We start from the raw sequence: 20,568 nt of genomic DNA on the forward strand, positions 1-20,568 counted from the left end.
TTTATTTATTTTTTGATTTTTAAAAAACTTGCGTTAATAGCCACTACAATGGTGCTTACACTCATCAGCACAGCACCCATAGCGGGACTTAAAACAAAATTCGGATAGAGTACGCCTGCCGCAAGCGGTATTGCCACCACGTTGTAGCCAACCGCCCATATCAGGTTCTGTACCATCTTTTTGTAGGTAAGTTTGCCGAAGTCAATCAGTTTGACCACATCCCTCGGGTCGCTGTCTACCAATATGATATCCGCTGTTTCGGCAGCCACGTCCGTACCGGAACCCACGGCAATTCCAACATCTGCCTGTGCCAGTGCAGGTGCATCATTTACACCATCACCAGTCATTGCTACGATTTCGCCTTTTGCCTGAAACTCCTTTACTTTCTCCTGCTTGTTATGCGGAAGCACATTGGCCAAATACCCGTCCATACCCAATTTTCCGGCTACGGCAGCAGCAATCCTGTCGTTATCCCCCGTGAGCAGAAAGGACTTGATGCCCATTTTTTTGAGTTCCTCAATCGCCTGTGCCGACCCCTCACGGATGCTGTCTGCCAAAGTAATGAGGCCGATTACCCGGTCATCAATGAGAACAAAGTTTACTGTTTCGGCTTCCTGATTAATTTCGGTTGGAATTTCCGGCAAAGAAAGGTGGTTTTCGGTGAAGTAATTCGGGCCACCAGCTACAACACTCTTTCCGTTTACAACACCTTTTACACCTATACCCTGCATATAGCTAAAGTTTTCAGACTTCCATAACGCAAGCCTCTTTTCTTTCAATGTAGCCATAATGCCTTTTGCGATATGGTGTTCCGAATTTTGCTGTACTGCGGCAGCATACTGGATAACCTCATCGGCATTATATTCGTCTGTTAACGGTATAACCTTTTCTACGGCATGGGAACCTTTGGTGAGCGTTCCGGTCTTATCAAAAATGACAGTGGAAAGTTTTCGGGTGGTTTCAAATGCTGTGCGGTTGCGGATGAGCAGACCATTGGTCGCCGATAGCGTTGTGGAAATGGCGACCACCAACGGGATAGCCACGCCCAATGCGTGCGGGCAGGCCGTTACCATTACCGTCACCATTCTTTCAAGCGCAAAGGCAATATCTCCACTGCTTGCATACCAATAGGCAAATGTGCCTATGCCAACGGCAATGGCAATAAAGGTGAGCCATTTGGCAACTTTGTCCGCAAGGTTTTGCGTATTGGACTTAGTAGCTTGTGCCTCCTGCACAAGATTGATAACCCTGTTCAGGTAGCTGTCTTTTCCAACGGCTGTTACCTTAACTTTCAGCGCACCATCGCCATTGATAGAGCCTGCGATGACCTTTCCGTCCTTTTCCTTTTTCACGGGAATACTTTCTCCGGTAAGCATGCTCTCGTTGATATACGAAAGCCCCTCCAGTACCAATCCATCGGCTGGAATTTTTTCACCCGGTTTTATGATAGCCGTTTCACCGCTTTGCAGGTCTTCAAGCTTTATTTTTACCGCTTCTCCGTTTCGCTCCACCGTGACATCGTTAGGCAGCAAAGCAACCAATGATTGCAAAGCCCGTGAAGCAGCCATTTGGGAACGCATTTCCAGCCAATGCCCTAACAGCATGATGTCGATAAGCGTAGCCAGTTCCCAAAAGAAGTCCATGCCCTGCAAGCCAAATACAACGGCTACGGAATAGACATAGGCTACGGATATAGCGATAGCAACAAGTGTCATCATTCCTATGGCTTTGGCGTTCACCTCGCCAATCATTCCCTTTAGGAACGGCAAGCCTCCATAGCTATAAATCACTGTACCCAATGCCAGCAGCACATATTTATCTCCATTGAAAGCAAGTCTGAAACCCAACCATTGCTGTATCATGTGTGACAGGAGCAGGATAGGGATTGTAATGACGAGGCTTATCCAAAAACGAGCGAGAAAATCGCCTGTATGATGCCCCTCATGTTTGTTAAAGCTATCTCTGGCTTGGTTATGATGAGAATGCCCGGAATGCCCATGTCCTGATTTTTGTACATGAGAAACTGAGCTACCGCCAACGGGAACCAGTGCCATGCCACAAAGCGGGCATTTGCCTGGTTCGTCTTTTAGCACCTGCGGGTGCATGGGACACGTGTATTTTTTCATAATAAGGGGTTTTAAAAGTTATGTTGCACTTAATTTTTTTGCCATCTCATGGGTCATTTCTTCGGCATAAGCACCATAGGCATCCACAAGTACGCCTTTATTCTTACCATCATTGGACGATATGGCATAAATCACGGCATTGTTATCAGGACTGCTGTCGAGGCTTTTAACCTATGGGTTTCCGTAACCGTAAAATCCTCCAGTTTTAGTTTCAGGCTCCTTGACGCACAGTACAGGCAGTCCGGCAACAGACTAAAGTCCATACTGTATCCACGCTGTCTTAGGTCTTTAAGCGCCTCCACCATGTCATTGTACTGTACCATAGCTTTCAGACCTGTTATTTAATGGTTTCGACCGTACTGCCGCAGGTAAGCATCTGTGAGCCGTAATATGGGTTTTTAACAGCATTCTCTTTACTTAGCCAATTGGCTCCCTTACCTCCATTGTACATAGGGCAGTGCTGGTAATAAACGGGAGTATCCTGTTTAGACACTTTGGCCAGTGTGTAGATGCTTCCCGAAAGTGCCGCAAAAGCACTTCTTTGTTTTGCAACATCTTTTGATTTTGAAATGCTTTCCGCATTGGCCGTCAAGTCCTGCATCACTTTCATCCAAGCCGTATGTTCCTCTGCCGATAGCTTATTCATATCGACTGCTTTAAGGGATGCAGCCAATTCAGCGGCTTTGGCAGATGCGGTCGCCGCATCGGTTTTTATCAAAGCATCTTTCACTGAAAAGTAGTTGTCAAATACAGCCTTTAGCTGTGATTGGTTTTGGGCTGCATCTTTGTTAGCTGCCATTTGACTATGGTCGTGATTGCCATGTCCGGCATTCATGTCCATTCCCGCCTCCTTGTTTTTGGCAACCGTCTTCACTGGTCTATCATACTGGCAGCAACCAGCCAGTTTAGCATATACGTCATCTGGCGCACGGAACTTCTCACTGTCATAACCAGCCAAAGCGATACGTTTCAGGATTTCATCCTGATTTGTTTTGTCGCCGTCATAGGTGAGCGTAGCCATCTTGGTATCTTTGTTCCACTCCACGCTGGCTACCTTTTTTTCGTTACCTGCTTTTTCGATGGTGGTTTTGCACATACCACAATTGCCATAAATTTTTACGGTTTCTGTTTTCGCATTCTTGATTTGTGCAAACACGTTTATTGATGATAGTAATACGGCGATTACCATCACTATTTTTGATAATGATTTCATAATAATATACATTTTCGGGAAAGGTGTATTAGCAAACCCATTTCCCTTGAATTTTAAATAAATAGTACAAATAGGGGATTTGCAAAAGCCGAAATAGCTTTTGACAAGGCACACCTATGGCTATCAGGCCATAGTTTTAGCTTATTTTAGGCGGTTGCCAAATGGAAGAGTAGCCTGAAGAATAGTGGGCTTGCTTGAAACCGAATTTTTGCTTTTTAATTTCAGCAAATTGGTTTTTTGCACTTAATTCGATTGGGATTGGTAAGTATAGGGAGGTCGTTGAAACACTGCATCTGCAAGAGCTATGTGAACAACCACCATCGCAGTTGCCGCTTTTGCATTTTTTGCAGGATTTGCCCTTGCAACCTTTTTTATGCTCTGATTTTTTGGATTTCTCTTTTGAGCAGGAAGACCGCTCGGTTTTTGTTGAATTTTTGGAGCAGGCATAACTCTGACTTGGCATCATAAAGAAAACCAGACAGAACAAAGTCAAAAGGCCTATATGTACTCTTAAATTTTTCAACGCAACAAAGTTACTAATAAAATTGATTTTTTATATCGTTATTACGATTTTTTTTGTTATATAGGCAAAAAATTGATACCTAAATAAAAAATGCTATATGCACAGCAGCCAATCAAGCCTTTTTAGAATTGATAAAATGCCCTTTTTGGGCAATCTGACCTAATGGAAATTTGGTCGGAAAAAGGGCATTTAAAAGTTGCTGGCTTAGGCGTTCAAAGGTTCTATTTTGAAGCCTGCCTTTTGCACGGTCGATATTACTTCCTGCTCGGTAATGCCCTCGGACTTCACGGTAAGTACCTTGTCCTTGTTGGCCGTGTCCACTTCCCAATGGCAGATGCCCTCTGCCTTGTCCAAGTGCGGCTTTACAGATGCGATACAGCCGCCACAATTGATGTTCGTCTTGAATTGAAATTGTTTATTTTCCATTGTTTACAAATTTTAGAGTTATCTGATAATGCAAATTTCCGTACTATTCAGTTAGTTATTGTTGTGTAATTTCTTGTTTGATTTGTGAGATTTACTGTTTTATTTCTTCCACTTCAACCGCAGGCTGTTACTGACCACGCTCACGCTGCTCAATGCCATTGCCGCACCCGCAATCATCGGGTTGAGCAGGAAGTCGTTAACAGGGTAAAGGATGCCTGCCGCTACCGGAATGCCGATTACGTTGTAGATAAACGCCCAGAACAGGTTTTGCTTGATGGTGGCTACGGTCTGTTTGGACAAGCGTATTGCCTGCGGTATCTTGGTCAGGTCGGACGAAATGATGGTCATCTTGGCTACGTCCATTGCGATGTCGCTGCCTTTGCCCATTGCGATACTTACATCGGCTGTTGCCAATGCGGTGCTGTCGTTGATACCATCGCCCACCATTGCCACTATCTTTCCTTTACTTTGCAGTTCTTTCACAAAGTCGGCTTTATGCTGTGGTAAAACTTCGGCTTTGTAATGCTTGATGCCTGTCTGCTCCGCAATGGCTTTAGCGGTAGCTTCATTATCTCCGGTCAGCATATACAGGTCAATGCCCATTTCCTGCATTTCCCGGATAGCCTGCACCGATGTTTCTTTAATCTTATCGGCGATAGCGATTACAGCAAGAGCCTTTTTGCTGTTTGCAAACCAGATAACGGTTTTAGACTGTTTGCCCCATTCTTCGGCCTGGTCTTGTAATTCTCCGGCAATGACAATGTTGTTTTCTGCCAATAGCTTTTTGTTGCCTACATAATAGGTTTCGTTGTCATGGTCTGCTTTTGCGCCTTTGCCCGTAATGCTGTCGAACATGGATAAAGAAGTGGTCGCTACATCGCCAAGATGCTTCACTACGGCTTCTGCCAATGGATGCTCGGATTGCTTTTCGATGCTCAAAAGGATTTCTTTTGCAGTGTCCTCATTGTTCAGCCATTTAATGCCCGTTACCTGTGGTCTTCCCTCGGTGATGGTTCCGGTTTTGTCCAAAACGATGGCATTTACTTTTTTGGCCAGTTCCAAACTTTCGGCATCCTTTATCAAAATGCCATTTTCAGCACCTTTACCAACGCCTACCATAATAGCGGTGGGTGTCGCTAAGCCTAAAGCACAGGGGCAGGCAATGACCAATACCGTAACGGCTGCCAACAGACCTTGAACAACCCCGTTTTCGCCTCCCAAAATCAACCATAGCGTAAATGTCAGGATGGCAATACCTATCACTGTGGGAACAAAGATGCCCGCAATCCTATCGACCAGTTTCTGTACGGGTGCTTTGCTTCCCTGTGCATCCTGCACCCTTTTGATGATGTGGGCAAGCATGGTTTCTTTGCCCACTTTTACCGCCCTGAACCGGAAGCTGCCTTTTTGGTTAATCGTTCCTGCAAATACTTTTTCTTTTTCTTTTTTCAATACAGGTACAGGCTCACCGCTTAACATGCTTTCGTCCACATACGAATTGCCCGATATGACCATGCCGTCTACCGCAATCTTTTCACCGGGCTTTACGAGTATCACATCGCCTGCGCTTACGTCTTCGATAGCGGTCTGCTTTTCCGTTCCGTCCGCCTGTACCACGATGACCGTTTTTGGCTGCAAGCCCATCAGCTTCTTAATGGCTGAAGAGGTGTTGCCTTTGGCTCTTTCTTCCAGCAGTTTTCCCAAGAGGATGAATGCGATAATAACGGCAGCCGCTTCAAAATATACGTGAGCATGCAGTCCCCGTTGATGCCAAAAGTCGGCAAACAGCATATTGAAAACACTGAACAGGTAGGCAATACCTGTACTCAATGCCACCAGCGTATCCATATTGGCGGAACGGTGCTTTGTCTGCTTCCAAGCGTTTACAAAAAAATCCCTGCCCAACCATATTACAACGGGCGTGGAAAAGAGCCACATTATCGGGTCTGCATAGGGCATATCCATAAAGAACATTCCTATGATTACCACGGGCAGGGAAAGGATAATTGCCCAAATGGTCTTGTTTTTCAAGGTTCGGAATTTCTTTTCGTGGATGGCTTCGAGCGTTTCCTGCTGCTTGGTTTCGTCTTCAATCAATAGGTCGTAACCTACTCCCTGAACCGCTTTTTGCAGGGTGGAGGCATCGGTCATATTGGGCAGATATTCCACGGTAAGATTGCCCGTTGCAAAGTTCACGGAAGCATTAACTACTCCCGGTTGGTATTTCACAATGCTTTCGGCACTGCCCGCACAGGATGCACAGGTCATGCCCAATACCGGAAAAGCACTTTTAACCGTAGGAACTCCGTAACCTAAATCTTTAATTGCCTTAACAGCCTCGCCTACGGTTTCATTGCTATCTACTGTAATCACTGCCCTTCGATTGTTCAGCTCTACTTTATGGGTTTCTACGCCTTTTACCTGTGCCAATCCCTTTTCAACGATTAATGCACAGTGTTCGCTTTCTACATCCTCCAATGGAATGTATATATTTTCTCTGTTTGTCGCCATATTTGCCTGCTTTAATTTACAATACAAAATTGGCTATTATATTTATGGGTACTGTTGTGAAATTTTGGATTTGATTTGTAAGATTTACTTACACTTTATCCAACGGTTTTCTTTTATCCTCTTTAATCTGTTTGAAATGGCTTGGTGTTAGCCCGGTAACTTTTTTAAACTGGTTACTCAAATATGCCACGCTCGAATAATTTAGGCGGTTCGCAATCTCACTTAATGACAACTCATCATACACCAACAATTCTTTGACTTTCTCCACCTTTTGGGCGATAAAGTATTTTTCAATGGTTGTACCCTCTACCTCTGAAAACAGATTGGACAGGTAATTGTAATCGTGATGCAATTTGTCACTCAATACATCGGAAAGGTTGGTTTTTACATCACTATCCTGATGGTGTACCAGGTCAATGATAATGTTCTTTATCTTTTCTATTATCCTGCCTTTTTTATCGTCAATTACTTCAAATCCTAATGGCTCTAAAGTTTTGGACAAATTCTCTTTTTCCAGAGATGTTATTTCTTTGGAAAGAATAACTTCGCCCAGTTTTATATTTTTAGCATCTAATCCCAGTTTTTCCAATTTGTTTTGTACCACCATAATGCAACGGTCGCAAACCATATTTTTAATAAATATTGTATTCATATTTATTTACTGACTACGTTTAGTATTTAATACATAAGCAATAAACAAATTTACAATTTAAGTTGAACTACGCTTTGCTCATCGTTTAATTCATTTACAATGATTGATTATTTATGACAAATACTAATGATTAGAATTACTCTTGTTGTACCAAATGCTGCAAGTTCGGGTCGTTCTTGATACGCTCCATTTCGCTTTCAACAATATTCAAGATGTCTGATTTTATCTGCTTGTAATTGCTTTCAATTTCCTGCTTCATCTTATCCTCGCCCTCCTCATTCACAAAAGAAAGGATTTGCGGTATTTGCTGATAGGCTTAGCTTTCTGCCGCTACCTTTTCATTATCCACCACAATTTCAGCGTGAAATATTTTTTGCTCGATACGTTCATCAAAGTTATCCGAACGGCTCCGACAAACATACCCTGTGTAAGCGTGGATATTTTGGAAGCCGGAATAAGGCTGTCTAACTGTGTGGAGATAGAGGTAGATTTATCATTGCGGTTAATCGTCATACTCTGACGTTTCTGCAATACTTTCCCGAAGCGTTCCGATAGGCTTTTTGCCGTTTCTCCAACCACCTGACCACTGAATATATTGCCAACGGTATTCTGAATTACCTTGCTTTCCTTATCGCCGTAATCCCTCGTCAACTGCGAAAAATCCTGAAAACCCAAACATACCGCAACCTTATTACTTCTCGCCGTTGCGATAAGATTGTCCAGTCCCGTGAAATAAATCGTGGGCAACTCATCTATGATAACCGAACTCTTTAGCTGTCCCTTTTTATTAATCAGTTTTACAATCCTTGAATTGTACAAACCCAACGCTGCTGAATAAATATTTTGACGGTCGGGGTTATTACCAACGCATAAATCTTCGGCTCTTTCGGGTTGTTAATGTCAAGCGTAAAATCATCACCTGTCATTACCCAGTATAGTTGCGGGCTGATCATTCTTGATAGCGGAATTTTTGCCGATGCTATTTGTCCTTGCAACTGGTCTTGCGCTCCGCCTTGCCACGCATCCATAAAGGGCGACAAATAATTTTCCAAATCGGGGTATGATGTTAAAATCGTGAATACGTCCGAATACTTTTTATTCAGTAATTCAATAGCGTGTGGGAATGTACAATACTTGCCATCCTCATAGATTTTCAGATACCAAATAATAGCAGCCAATAAGATAATTGGGCTTTCCACGAAAAAATCCCCTTGCTTCTGTATCCACGACCTGTTAAGGTTCAGCATTATGGTATATGCGGCTTCGTAGGCATCTGAAATATCCGTCATAAAGTCGGGATTGAGCGGGTTGCAACGGTGGCTCTTGCGTGGGTCGTCGAAATTTATCACGTAAAATTTCGGCTGAACTTTGTACTTATCCCTGTGCTTCAGCAAATGATTGTAGGCAATGGTGGAAAGGTCGTCGAACTTGAAATCGTAGATGTACATACTAAAGCCTTTCTCAATCTGCTGCTTGATGTAGTTGTTTACGATAGCATAAGATTTGCCTGAACCCGGAGTACCCAAAACTATTGATGCCCTGAACGGATTTACAATGTTTATCCAACCGTTGTTCCATTTGTCTTTGTAGTAAAATTTGGTGGGAAGGTTCACGGAATACTCGTTTTCCATCAGCTTGGTTTCCTGCTGAAAGCTCTCGTTTTCGTGTAAATCGTATGTAAAAATGTCAAAGCATATAGAAAAAGGTCGGGCGTTCTATCTTTATCCCTGTTTAAAAACTTATTCATTATATCATCTACGATGGCGTATTTATTTTTAAACGGAGAGTTGCCCATAATACTTATAATATCCGCTCCCAATACCATAAGGTTGGTTTTAAGATTGCTTTCAGGTTGTGGTAATATCATAGTTCATTTTCTGTTTTTCTACCTATTAGACACTGTTCAAACATATACAGCAAAATAGATTTTACGCATTTCACATATTCATCGTCTTTAATGTTTCCATATGCCGTTGTATATTGGTCAGTCAGATTATATAACCTCTCCTTAAAGCTTCCTGAAAGTTTATTGTAATCGTTTATAATCCTTCTTTTCAATGTATTGATTTCATCATCATTATACCCCGAAAGTATATTGGTAATTGTGTTAAATTCCTCCATAACCAATACCATTTCCGAATTCATCCCGTCCCAATCTTCCGGCGCAAAATTGAGTTCAATTTTCTGTTGAGGGGGAACTAATGATTTTCTGTCAAAATGCAAAGCCTTATCTTCTTCACTGGAAGCATTCAACAAATCGTTAATGATGTCTTGAATATAGTCCTGAATAAAGAAGTTTTCAATACCCAAACAGGATGCAAGTTTTCGCTTTTTACTTGACACAAGTTCGTCAATAATTGAAAGGATTTGGTCTATGCCCTTTATCGAAGTAATGCCATCCAAACCCTGAATTAGCGTAAACTGTTCCGGTGATACTTCGTGGTTTACATACATTTCCCAATTTGGAAATTTATCTTTCCAGTTTTTCTGATATTTTTCAAAATCTCCTTCTTTGTTTGTTGCTCCTAAAACTTTCGTTTCAAAATCAGTTTTGCTATATTTTCTTGGTGCATAACAAGCTAATATCTTCTGTTCAGGCAAAATAGTACCATCATTGCCTTTATCTTTATTCCTCCTGATGGGAGTATAGTTATCAACGCCATATTTCAAAAGAAACAGTTCATCAATAAATTCTTCGAACTCAAATCCTTCTTTGGATTGAATTTGCATTTTAAAAGCATTCTTCAATAATTTATCCATATACAAATCAGAGTTCCAAATTAATTTTAACCGTACCGTCAAATCCCTTTTCTACTATCTCTTTAAGAGTTTGAAGTTTGATATTATTACCATAATCAGTTTCGACCTTAGAAATATAACTCCTTTTCTTACCCACTTTTTGGGCTAATTGTTCTTGAGTTAGCTGTCTTTGTTCCCTGGCTTCTTTCAGCATTTCTCCAATATGTCTGCCTGATATTTTCATCTCAAAAAGGATTAAAATTGACTGTATTATGAATGTACAAATGTAATTTAAAAGTTGCATTGAACCAACTGTAAATTGCAATAAAAGCATCCTATCATTTGTGCTTCTGTTCTGGAAGTACCCACCAACAAAGCCACTCACAGCCAAACACTTCCTTTGACTGCCACTTTCTTATAACGCCTCTTTTTCCACAAGACATTTGTCCCGAAAGCTCACAAGGTGCGGGATAAACAGTAACAAATTAATGTGTTTCAATTATGGAAAAACAAAGAAAAAAAGTTTTGCTGGCAGCCGTGGCAATGCTGTCAGGAATTGGTGCGTTCGCACAGGGGAACGGCTCGGCAGGCATCAACGAGGCTACACAAATGGTAACCTCTTATTTCGACCCCGCAACTCAATTAATCTACGCTATCGGTGCGGTTGTCGGGTTAATCGGGGGCGTTAAGGTGTACAACAAATTCAGTTCCGGCGACCCCGACACGAGCAAGACCGCAGCTTCGTGGTTTGGTGCGTGTATCTTCTTGATTGTTGCCGCTACTATCCTGCGTTCATTCTTCCTTTAATCCGTTGCCTTATGAATTACAATATCAACAAAGGCATCGGCAGGACGGTGGAATTTAAAGGGTTGAAAGCACAATACCTGTTCATTTTCGCAGGTGGGCTGCTCGGTACGCTTATCCTCGTGATGATACTGTATATGGCAGGCTTAAACTCTTACATCTGCCTGTTCCTCGGAGCAGGCGGTGCTTCGCTCATCGTATGGAAGACCTTTTCGCTTAACAGGAAGTACGGCGAACACGGGCTGATGAAAATTGCAGCCAATAAACGGCATCCCCGCTACATCATCTGCCGCAAGCCTGTACACCGCTATTTAAAATTCACTCCTAAACAGAATGCCGTATGAGAAATGTAGCAAAGACTACCACACTGGAAAATAAATTTCCTTTGTTGGCAGTAGAGAACAACTGCATCTTATCCAAAGATGCGGACATTACCGCCTGCTTTGAAGTGCGTTTTCTAGAAATTTTCCAATTAGGATAACAATTGAAATTACTACTGTGATAAGATATAACCAAAGAATCATTAATTTCTATGATTTCTCCTTCTCCCTGTTGTTGCCAATATCCAGATAAGTCTTTTTTTGTGAGTTCCTGTTTTTGTGCTCTTAAGCTTTTACAACCAATGATTGTGATGCTAATGATAATTGCAAATATTGTTTTTTTTAGCATGAAGTGTTTAAAACAATTCTGATTATCAGGTGTTAGCAAGTAAATATACGGAATCTAATGACAATAAAATGGTCATCAAGCATTAACAGCGAGAAAATTATATAAACATCAAAATAAAATATGTTTATAATTTTCCATTACGTTTACATCAAAAATATTAAATAATTTTAAGAATTTCTTAAATCAAATCAATTGCGATTTTTTCTTAAAAAAAAAAATACAACACCCTTTATTAAAGCAATCCTACTACAATCCAATCTTAAGAGCATTTTTATTTGAGTTAAATATTTTACAAAAAATACAATAAATCACTGTAGTAAAGTTATTATCATATAAATTTGAAAGGATTCTCAATCATATTTGAGTTTTCATGGTTATTAGTTTTTATCCTCGATGAAAGTCGGGGATTTTTTTGTTATTAATGAGGAATTCATATAACACAATTTAATGCCATGGGAAAAATAACAGAGGCTATCAATTAAATTTATCAATGGGAATTAGATTACACTAATTTACCTTAAAGTCCAGTTGCGTTAATCTGTCGTTTAATTACAAAGTGGTAATGATTTAAATAAAAGAACCTACTTTTTCAAGAAAGTTCTTTTATTTAAAGTAGTTGATCAAACGTTACCCGTATCCCATACAGCTTTTATTGTATCGGGAGAAACTGCTATTGCTGACGAAGTTGTATTTTGATTTCCTTATTACTCATTCATTGCAAAAAAACTGATTTATAGATTTTTAAACCAAATTCTCAATTACTTAATAGTTATGTAGATCGGTATTTTATCTTTTTATGGAAATTGTAAATTTATTATTGATAATTATAAATTCCCTTTTTAACTTTGAAGTTTCCTCCTTAGAATTGACATATCATCGCTTACTTTTTTATCCAAAATTTTTGCATAGTGCTGAGTGGTTTTTATATTAGTATGCCCTAGCATTTTGCTTACACTCTCTATCGGAACGCCATTAGACAACGTAACAGTCGTTGCAAAAGTGTGTCTTGCAATGTGAAATGTCAACTCTTTGTTAATCCCACAAACATTGGCAATTTCTTTTAGATAGGAGTTCATTTTCTGATTACTAAGAACAGGAAACAAGACATTTAAATTTACACATTCTGGATGTTCTTCATATTTTAAAATCAGTTCTTGTGCTAATGGTAATAATGGAACTCTTGTTGAAGTATTGGTTTTCTGGCGATTTGTAAATATCCATTTGTCGCCATCTATTCCGACATTAATATGAGATTTAGATAATTTCTTCACGTCAACATAAGCAAAGCCGGTATAACAACTAAAAAGGAAAATATCACGTACTTGACTCAATCTCTCTGATGCAAATTCTTTGTCATAAATCGCTTGGATTTCTTCTTTTGTGAGATAAGGACGTTCCACGACTTAAGTTTTGCTTTGTAGCCCAGAAAAGGATCTTTTGATAGCCAACCGTTTGCCATACATAGACGCATAATCTTTTTGAAATTCTTGATGTATTTTATTGCGGTATTATTAGCGCATTTTCGCTCACTACGAAGCCAGAAATCGTAATCCATAATAAAGGCGTGATCGATTTTTGTAATATCAATATCAGAAATTTTATATTTCCAATTTAGAAATTCCTGCGTATGCTTTAAAGATGTTTTATAACGCTCCAATGTGCCAGGGGCAAAATCCTGTCCGACCAAGGCTTCAACTTTGTTATTATGCTCCTGAAAAATGGGGATGAGCATTCTTTTCTCCCTATCTGTTCCAAGTAGTTTAGATTTTAAACCTATTGCTGTCACATCATTCTCCTCTTTGAGCATCTCATAATGGTAATCATAAACTTTCTGCTCTAAAGTTTTAAGGTAGAGATTCAATGTTTTTATCTCTTGAGTATTTCCTACCGCCTTGTGTGCTTTAATGTCCCATTTTTGGGGATCAATATACCTTTTAGCAGCAATATCCGCTATCTTGCCCTCAATAGTGATTCGTAAGTAGATTGGAGCGGTTCCGTTTGTTCTGATTTTATTCTTTTTTATAAAGAATAACAGGTTGAATGTTTTGTTCATCGTGTGATAACTTTAAATGATTAATAATTTACTTTTTGTTACCACTTTTTGCAAGATGTCCATTCTTTAAACTGCCTATTGGTCAGGTTTTTCCAAGTTTTTCATGTCCCATTTTCAAATTTTATCAATGGGACACGAAATAGGACATATAAATAGTGACCTATTTTGGTTTTTTTTGACACCCGAGCTAAAACAAAAAACGCTGTAAACATTGATGTTTACAGCGTTTTAGCTTATTTTGGTTTCCCAACTAGCGGAGAGTGAGGGATTCGAACCCCCGGACCTGTTACAGTCAACAGTTTTCAAGACTGCCGCAATCGACCACTCTGCCAACTCTCCTTTGAAACTCCGATTGTATCGTTGTTTTCAGTGGTGCAAATATAGAAAGCTTTTACATACTGAGCAAATTATTTTTGATAAAAAGTTTTAATTAGTTAATTATCAAAGACAAAAATTAATCCCCGACTAAATGATAGCCGACAAAAACCATCATTACTCCAACAAATAGACTTAAAAGAGCGTACAAAATCAGGATAAAATAGTTCTCATTTTGCCAAAGTGAAAAATTTTCTACCGAAAATGTAGAAAAAGTAGTGTAGCCTCCACAAAGTCCCGTAATCAAAAGATATCTAAGAGAATTATCTACTTTTAGAAAATAGGCTGTTAATATGCCTATTAAAAAGCAACCAGAAGTATTAACCAAAAAAGTCCCCATTGGAAAAGCATTAATATGCCAAAACTTCTGGGTATAATTGGATATTAAAAATCTCATTACACTCCCCAAACCTCCTCCTAAGAAAATATAAATTAAATTTCTCATCTTGCTAAATTATGAAATTTAGAGCTTAGACTTTAAACTTCAACTTTAAATTATTATTTTTGGAAAACCTAGTATTATTCTGAATTTAATATCAATGAAAAAAATTATTCTGATCGAGGACGAATCCAGCGTTGTATCTTTCATCAAAAAAGGACTGCAGGAATTGGATTACGAGATTTCTGTAGCTCTTGATGGAAACTCGGGAATCAAAATGGTTGAGGATAATAATTTTGATATGATTATTCTAGACATTATGCTACCTGACATCAATGGTTTGGAAGTCTGCAAGGAAATCAGAAAAAAAAACAAAACTGTTCCTATTTTGTTTCTAACAGCATTGGATTCTTCGGAAAACATCGTTCTTGGGTTGGAAAGTGGCGGAGATGATTATCTTGTAAAACCTTTCAAATTCATAGAATTGGTTGCGAGAATCAAATCATTATTAAGAAGAAGCGGACATGTATACGGAACAGAGCCTAGTGATATAGAAAATAACGGTAACATCTACCAATTTGAGGATTTAATCTTAAATGATTACACCAAAAAAGTAGTTCGCAACGGCCAAGAAGTATCTTTGACCTCTACGGAATACAAGCTCCTACTCTATTTTCTAAACAATCCTGAAAAAGTGATTTCCAGAGCAGAAATTTTGGAAGCTGTCTGGGGTGTGAATTATGAATTGGGAACCAATGTGGTGGATGTATATGTTAATTATCTCAGGAAAAAACTAGACAACCAAGATGACACCAAAATAATACACACAGTAATTGGAATGGGCTACGTGCTGAAAAAATAATGAAAAACATACTGAAAAGAATCTCGACCAATCAAACTAAAACAATGCTTCTCTTGATGCTTGTTTTTTCTGTTGTTATACTACTTTTCAGCGGGTTGGTTTATTTTTCTATTGTTAATTTTTCTCATCAACGTTTTTACGAATTACTAAAAATCCGAGCTACCACAATTGTCCAAATCGAGAAAAGCAAACAACATCTAGACATCCCGAAAAACCATATCCTCAACAGCCTAAATGATGAAGAGCTTCCTATGGAGAAAGATTATGTCTTCGAAGTTCCAAAGGATTCTAATTACAGTCAAATCACTAGTCAGATTCACATTCCTGATACTTTTTTCAAAAACATTGTCAAAAAAGGGGAAGCCAACTTTAACGATAAAGAATTCTATTATATAGGACAATCTTTTAAATCAGAAAACAAAACCTACATTGCCATTGCTTCTGCAAAAAACCATTACGTAGTCTATTACCTAGGTTATCTGAAGAGAACTTTGACTACTTGTATGATCTTGGCACTTTTCTTTTCGATGATTTTCTCTTTTTATTTGTCTAAGACTTTATTCAAACCCATCTTGAAAATTACTAATAAAGTTAAAGAAATCAGTTCCGAAAATCTACACCTTAGATTGGAACCTCAACCAGGAAACACTGAGTTAAATGAGTTAATTGATACCTTCAATGGAATGTTAAACAGAATCGAGACTTCTTTTGAAACCCAAAATCATTTGATAGGAAATGTTTCTCACGAGCTTAGAACGCCATTGACTTCTATAATGGGAGAAGCCGATGTTGCTCTTTCTATGAAAAGATCTAATGAACACTATCAGGAAACGCTTCAAATCATCCTAAATGAAGCTGAAAAATTGGATAAAAAAATCAAAGCCCTTCTGATGATTGCTCAAACTGGATTCGACGGAAAAATCCAAAAAATGGACAAAGTGAGAATGGATCAATTACTGTGGGATGTTATAGAAACCGCAACCAGGATCAATTCCAAAAACAAAGTCTATATGGACATCAGTATGCTACCAGACAACCCTAAAAAGCTGAAGGTTTTTGGCAACGAACAACTCCTGCATCTTGCAATGGCAAACATTATCAACAATGGATGCAAATATTCTGACTTCCAACAAGTAAAGGTCTCTCTAGGCGCAACAGACACACACGTTTACGTCATTATAAAAGATAATGGAATTGGAATTCCGGATACCGAATTCGATAAAATATATGACCCATTCTTCCGAGCTTCTAATACCAGAAACTATGAAGGATATGGGATTGGATTACCACTTGCAAGGAATATTATCAGAATGCACAAAGGCGAGTTGATTATCAATTCTAAAGAAAACATTGGAACAACTGTACAGATCAGTTTTCCAATTTTCGTATTATCATAATCAAATCCACACATGATTTGAACAAAAATCGCCCATTCTTCTTTATTTAAAATAAAATTCTAATCTCATTTTAATTTCTTTAATTACATTTTAATTTGGTTCCAAATACTTTCTAATTTGATGAGTATAGTTTTGTAATATCAAAAATTGCCACTCACAAAAAAATATAAAGTTATGACCAAGACCATTTTAATAGCTACAGACTTTTCACTGGAATCTTTGGACATCTTGAAAAAAGTATTGAAAAAGAAACACGATCAAAATGATGAGAATCAATACAACATTCTTTTCGTTTCTGGTTACGATATGGGAGATTCTATCAGAGATCTGTTATTCACAAGTAAAAATACAATCTTCAATAAAATAAGACCTGCCGAGTTTTGTGATGCTTACAGTATTATTAGAAACAAATATCCTGATCTCATCAACAAAATCACTTGTGATATCTACACGGGAAGTTTCCAAAGAACATTCAACAATTTTATAGAAGCAGCCAATGCTGACGAAGCTTATTATTCTTCTACAAAAAGTAAAAATCTAAGCAAAGGACAGTTTGAAATCATCAATTATCTAAAGAAAAACAAATTGATTGAGGCTCAGGAAGTAGTCATCCAAAAGACAGAATTCTTACCTGAAAAAGGAAGATTGGCAGAAGTTTTCGGCTAATAAGAAAACATTCAAAATTTAATTATAAAAAAATAAAACAATGTTAAGAAATTATAGTAACAGCAGAACGTTGGGAGACAACATCAGACTGGGGACGCTGACTGCATTCACTGCAGGAACTATAAACATAGCATCTCTATTAATATTTCTCTCATTTACATCCAATGTAACAGGACATTATGCGATTTTCGCAGCAGAAATAAGTCAAGGAAACTGGACTCAGGTCGCAGTGGTAGCTTCCTGGATTTTCCTTTTCTTCTTCGGAGGATTTGTAGCGAATCTAAGTGTCATTAATTTTAATAAAAAAAGCAAGTATTTTGCCCACGCATTTCCATTGATTTTAGAAATCCTATGTCTTTTGGCAGTAGGGATATACGGTCAACTTTTTTATCAAAAAACATTGGGAGAAACCGAAGCTCTAGTCGCACTGATGCTTTTTGCAACAGGTTTACAAAACGGGTTGACGGCAAGTATCTCCAACTTCTCTGTAAAAACAACTCACTTAACAGGTACAACAACCGATTTGGGAATATTGTTCTCTATGTTTACACAGAAAGAATTCAGAAAAAGCCCAGAATTGATTGCCAGAGCAAAACTATTGATGAGCATTATGTTGGCGTATGTTTTAGGAGCGGTATTTTCTGGATTGACTTACTACAAATTAGAATTCAGAGTCTTCTATGTAATATGTATTTGTTTGATGATTGTGATAAGTTATGATGCTTACAAAATCAACATAAGACACTTCAAAACCGATTATAGATATTACAAGATATATCAAAAATCAACATTACTTGCTTTTTTGTATTATAAGCTATTTCACAAAAGAAAAAAGAAAAAAATTAAGCCAGCAAATAACCCAAGACCTCAAACCAAACTTGCGTTTGGAGAAAAATAGAAACACAATTCAATATATTTCAATTTTTTGTAATAGTTCTTTATTAAAAAACCGCTTTAGAAATTCTAAAGCGGTTTTGATTTTATAACATTGAGTTTACAATTATTTCTCAACCCAAGTATGATTTTCTCCAGCTAATTCACCAAGATATTTTTCCGCATCCATTGCCGCCATACAACCACTTCCAGCAGCTGTAATCGCTTGTCTGTAATGATGATCTTGCACATCTCCTGCAGCAAAAACACCTGGAAGATTGGTTCTTGCAGATTTTCCTTCTGTGATGATATATCCATTCTCATCAAGGTCAACTTGACCTTTAAAAAGATCTGTATTTGGTTTATGACCAATCGCAATGAAAATACCGTGAACATCTATTGTAGAAATCTCATCAGTCAAATTATTAACAACCTTTGCTCTTTCTACCAAAGCGTTTTCACCTTCGATTCCGATTAATTCGTGGTTATATTTCACTTCAATATTAGAAGTAGTTAGAACTCTGTCAACCATTACTTTTGAAGCACGGAAGTGGTCTTTTCTAACTAACAAAGTTACTTTATTACAAATTTTAGAAAGATAAGTTGCTTCTTCTGCGGCTGTATCTCCAGCTCCAACTACGATAACATTTTTTCCTCTGTAGAAAAAACCATCACAAGTGGCGCAAGCAGAAACTCCTCCACCTGCATATTTTTTCTCATCAGCTAAACCAAGATATTTTGCAGCGGCTCCTGTTGAAATGATGACACTTTTCGCCAAAATCTCACGAGAACCTGTACTCAGTTTATGAATCCCACCTCTTTCTTTGGAAAACTCAACTTTGGAAATCATCTCGTAATGAACTTTAGTTTCAAAACGTTCCGCTTGTTTTTGAAGATGAAGCATCATTTCCGGTCCCGTAATTCCGTCTGGATAACCTGGGAAATTTTCTACTTCTGTAGTTGTTGTCAATTGTCCACCTGGTTCCAATCCTGTGAAAAGTTCCGGTTTAAGGCTTGCTCTGGCTGCATAAATTGCTGCTGTAAAACCAGCTGGACCAGAACCTACAATGACACAATCTAAGATATTGTTTTCCATTTTTATTATTGAATTATTTTATTTTTAAGGATATAATTTCTAGTTGAAATTGAAGTTTTCAAATATAAATTCTTTCATTGAAAACTCGGATACAAATTTCGGGAATTAATTATTCAAATCCTATCTAAACTGTCAATGCTATTCATTAGACTATTGAATAATCGATCTAGACAGAAACTTTCAGCTCATCAACTTTGATGATTTTGTAAACCATTTCTTTGTAGATTTCCTCATCTTCCATTTGTCTTACGCCAAGACCTTTGGACTTCAAATCCATTTCACGAAGAATAGAAATAACTCTGGTTGCGTGTTTCAAAGGATAAAACCTCGCAGCTTCCGAATAATCTTTAATCGCATAAGGATTCACGCCCATTGTTGAAGCTATCGTTTGAGGCGATTGTCCATTAAGAGTGTGATAAATAATGATGTTGGAAAAGAAGTTGTAAAGTGCTCCAAAAGCCATTTGAATGGGATTGGATTTTTTGTTCTTTCCCATATAATAAGCAATACTGAAAGCCTTTGCTTGGTCTTTTGTCGCCAGAGCTTTTTGAAGCTCAAAGATGTTGAAATCTTTACTGATTCCAACGTGTTCTTCAATGATTTTTCCGTCGAGAACTGCTCCGTCTTTTAGAACGATTTTCAGTTTATTAAGTTCATTCGCAATTCTGGAAAGATCATTCCCAAGATATTCAGCTAAAAGGTGGCTGATATTGGGCGCAGATTTGATTCCCATCACAGACATCTCTCCTTGAATCCAAGTCGGAAGTTGATAATCTTTCATCTTCTCACTCGTGAAAAGCATTCCTGATTTAGCAAGAGTTTTGGCTACTTTTTTTCTCGCATCCAGTTTTTTATGTTTGTGGGCAATCACCAAAATCGTTGATGGGACAGGATTTTCCAGATAAGCTTCCAAAGCTTTGGACTCTTCGTCATTCAGTTTCATATCCTGCGCTTCTTTCACGATAATGAGCTGTTTGTCTCCCATCATCGGATATTGTCGTGCCAAAGAAAGAACCTCAAGATAACCTGTATCACGACCGTAAGCAATGGTTTGGTTAAAAGCTTTCTCGTCTTCTTCCAAAACATCTTGTTCAAAGTGTTTGACAGCCAAATCGATATAAAAAGCCTCGTCGCCCTGAAAAAAATAAACCGGTAATAGTTCTTTATTTTTAATATTTTTGAGGATAATATCTATTTCTTTCAT

At 38.4% G+C, this 20,568-nt stretch carries 20 protein-coding genes, 1 tRNA gene and 2 pseudogenes; 7 read left to right on the plus strand and 16 right to left on the minus strand.

Annotated features, from left to right (window positions below):
* Positions 1-5: 5 nt before the first annotated feature.
* The 10 genes and pseudogenes from RTY06_RS09135 to RTY06_RS09180 form a co-directional block, all read right to left on the minus strand.
* A complete protein-coding gene (locus RTY06_RS09135; RefSeq protein WP_312824397.1) occupies positions 6-2,126 on the minus strand; it encodes a heavy metal translocating P-type ATPase in 2,121 nt (706 codons plus the stop codon).
* Positions 2,127-2,463: 337 nt separating this feature from the next.
* Positions 2,464-3,339 (minus strand): DUF3347 domain-containing protein, encoded by an 876-nt coding sequence (locus RTY06_RS09140; protein ID WP_312824398.1) that lies wholly within the window; start codon positions 3,337-3,339, stop codon positions 2,464-2,466.
* A gap of 243 nt (positions 3,340-3,582) precedes the next feature.
* Positions 3,583-3,786: a hypothetical protein gene (locus tag RTY06_RS09145; RefSeq protein WP_098972709.1), complete on the minus strand. Its 204-nt coding sequence runs from the start codon at positions 3,784-3,786 to the stop codon at positions 3,583-3,585.
* A 280-nt stretch (positions 3,787-4,066) separates the two neighbouring features.
* On the minus strand, positions 4,067-4,288 hold the full coding sequence (locus RTY06_RS09150; protein WP_024566625.1) for a heavy-metal-associated domain-containing protein: 222 nt from the start codon (positions 4,286-4,288) through the stop codon (positions 4,067-4,069).
* A 99-nt stretch (positions 4,289-4,387) separates the two neighbouring features.
* Positions 4,388-6,799, minus strand: a complete 2,412-nt coding sequence (locus tag RTY06_RS09155; RefSeq protein WP_312824407.1) for a heavy metal translocating P-type ATPase — start codon at positions 6,797-6,799, stop codon at positions 4,388-4,390.
* An 88-nt stretch (positions 6,800-6,887) separates the two neighbouring features.
* The gene (locus RTY06_RS09160) at positions 6,888-7,451 is read right to left on the minus strand and encodes an AraC family transcriptional regulator (RefSeq protein ID WP_312824408.1); all 564 of its coding nucleotides are present in this window, start codon (positions 7,449-7,451) and stop codon (positions 6,888-6,890) included.
* A gap of 136 nt (positions 7,452-7,587) precedes the next feature.
* Positions 7,588-9,118, minus strand: a pseudogene (mobC, locus tag RTY06_RS09165) (conjugal transfer protein MobC); the annotation flags it as partial.
* Complete coding sequence (locus RTY06_RS09170; RefSeq protein ID WP_312824409.1) at positions 9,082-9,318, minus strand: hypothetical protein; 237 nt, start codon at positions 9,316-9,318, stop codon at positions 9,082-9,084. The pseudogene mobC and the gene RTY06_RS09170, both read right to left, overlap by 37 nt.
* Positions 9,315-10,181, minus strand: coding sequence for a hypothetical protein (locus RTY06_RS09175; RefSeq protein WP_312824410.1), 867 nt, complete (start codon positions 10,179-10,181; stop codon positions 9,315-9,317). Before RTY06_RS09175 ends, RTY06_RS09170 begins: the two co-directional genes overlap by 4 nt.
* A gap of 37 nt (positions 10,182-10,218) precedes the next feature.
* Positions 10,219-10,434, minus strand: a complete 216-nt coding sequence (locus RTY06_RS09180; protein WP_109570615.1) for a helix-turn-helix domain-containing protein — start codon at positions 10,432-10,434, stop codon at positions 10,219-10,221.
* A gap of 257 nt (positions 10,435-10,691) precedes the next feature.
* Between RTY06_RS09180 and RTY06_RS09185 the strand changes: the two genes are divergently transcribed.
* The 3 genes and pseudogenes from RTY06_RS09185 to RTY06_RS09195 form a co-directional block, all read left to right on the plus strand.
* Positions 10,692-10,997 carry a DUF4134 domain-containing protein gene (locus tag RTY06_RS09185; protein ID WP_002979435.1) on the plus strand — a complete coding sequence of 102 codons (306 nt, stop codon included), beginning with the start codon at positions 10,692-10,694 and terminating at the stop codon, positions 10,995-10,997.
* 11 nt (positions 10,998-11,008) lie between these two features.
* On the plus strand, positions 11,009-11,338 hold the full coding sequence (locus tag RTY06_RS09190; protein ID WP_312824412.1) for a DUF4133 domain-containing protein: 330 nt from the start codon (positions 11,009-11,011) through the stop codon (positions 11,336-11,338).
* Positions 11,335-11,463: pseudogene (locus tag RTY06_RS09195) on the plus strand (DUF3875 domain-containing protein); the annotation flags it as partial. The gene RTY06_RS09190 and the pseudogene RTY06_RS09195, both read left to right, overlap by 4 nt.
* 1,039 nt (positions 11,464-12,502) lie before the next feature.
* Here the strand turns inward: RTY06_RS09195 and RTY06_RS09200 are convergent.
* The 4 genes from RTY06_RS09200 to crcB all read right to left on the minus strand — a co-directional run bounded on the left by RTY06_RS09200 (position 12,503) and on the right by crcB (position 14,536).
* Positions 12,503-13,063 carry a site-specific integrase gene (locus RTY06_RS09200; protein WP_312824413.1) on the minus strand — a complete coding sequence of 187 codons (561 nt, stop codon included), beginning with the start codon at positions 13,061-13,063 and terminating at the stop codon, positions 12,503-12,505.
* On the minus strand, positions 12,991-13,716 hold the full coding sequence (locus RTY06_RS09205) for a phage integrase SAM-like domain and Arm DNA-binding domain-containing protein (RefSeq protein WP_312824414.1): 726 nt from the start codon (positions 13,714-13,716) through the stop codon (positions 12,991-12,993). Before RTY06_RS09205 ends, RTY06_RS09200 begins: the two co-directional genes overlap by 73 nt.
* A gap of 254 nt (positions 13,717-13,970) precedes the next feature.
* A tRNA-Ser gene (locus RTY06_RS09210) sits at positions 13,971-14,055 on the minus strand.
* Positions 14,056-14,170: 115 nt separating this feature from the next.
* Positions 14,171-14,536, minus strand: a complete 366-nt coding sequence (gene crcB, locus RTY06_RS09215) for a fluoride efflux transporter CrcB (RefSeq protein WP_312824415.1) — start codon at positions 14,534-14,536, stop codon at positions 14,171-14,173.
* A 94-nt stretch (positions 14,537-14,630) separates the two neighbouring features.
* On the opposite strand from crcB, the gene RTY06_RS09220 reads away from it, so the two are divergent.
* The 4 genes from RTY06_RS09220 to RTY06_RS09235 all read left to right on the plus strand — a co-directional run bounded on the left by RTY06_RS09220 (position 14,631) and on the right by RTY06_RS09235 (position 18,293).
* A complete protein-coding gene (locus RTY06_RS09220; RefSeq protein ID WP_312824416.1) occupies positions 14,631-15,332 on the plus strand; it encodes a response regulator transcription factor in 702 nt (233 codons plus the stop codon).
* Positions 15,332-16,729: a HAMP domain-containing sensor histidine kinase gene (locus tag RTY06_RS09225; protein WP_312824417.1), complete on the plus strand. Its 1,398-nt coding sequence runs from the start codon at positions 15,332-15,334 to the stop codon at positions 16,727-16,729. The genes RTY06_RS09220 and RTY06_RS09225 overlap by 1 nt, the downstream gene beginning before the upstream one ends.
* A 174-nt stretch (positions 16,730-16,903) precedes the next feature.
* Positions 16,904-17,395, plus strand: coding sequence for a hypothetical protein (locus tag RTY06_RS09230; RefSeq protein ID WP_312824418.1), 492 nt, complete (start codon positions 16,904-16,906; stop codon positions 17,393-17,395).
* Between the two features lie 40 nt (positions 17,396-17,435).
* Positions 17,436-18,293: a YoaK family protein gene (locus RTY06_RS09235; RefSeq protein WP_312824419.1), complete on the plus strand. Its 858-nt coding sequence runs from the start codon at positions 17,436-17,438 to the stop codon at positions 18,291-18,293.
* Between the two features lie 102 nt (positions 18,294-18,395).
* On the opposite strand, the gene trxB is transcribed toward RTY06_RS09235, so the two are convergent.
* Positions 18,396-19,364 carry a thioredoxin-disulfide reductase gene (gene trxB / locus RTY06_RS09240; RefSeq protein ID WP_312824421.1) on the minus strand — a complete coding sequence of 323 codons (969 nt, stop codon included), beginning with the start codon at positions 19,362-19,364 and terminating at the stop codon, positions 18,396-18,398.
* Between the two features lie 166 nt (positions 19,365-19,530).
* Positions 19,531-20,568, minus strand: a complete 1,038-nt coding sequence (gene holA, locus RTY06_RS09245) for a DNA polymerase III subunit delta (RefSeq protein WP_312824422.1) — start codon at positions 20,566-20,568, stop codon at positions 19,531-19,533.

It is taken from the genome of Epilithonimonas sp. (assembly GCF_032055105.1).
Taxonomy (GTDB): Bacteria; Bacteroidota; Bacteroidia; order Flavobacteriales; family Weeksellaceae; genus Epilithonimonas.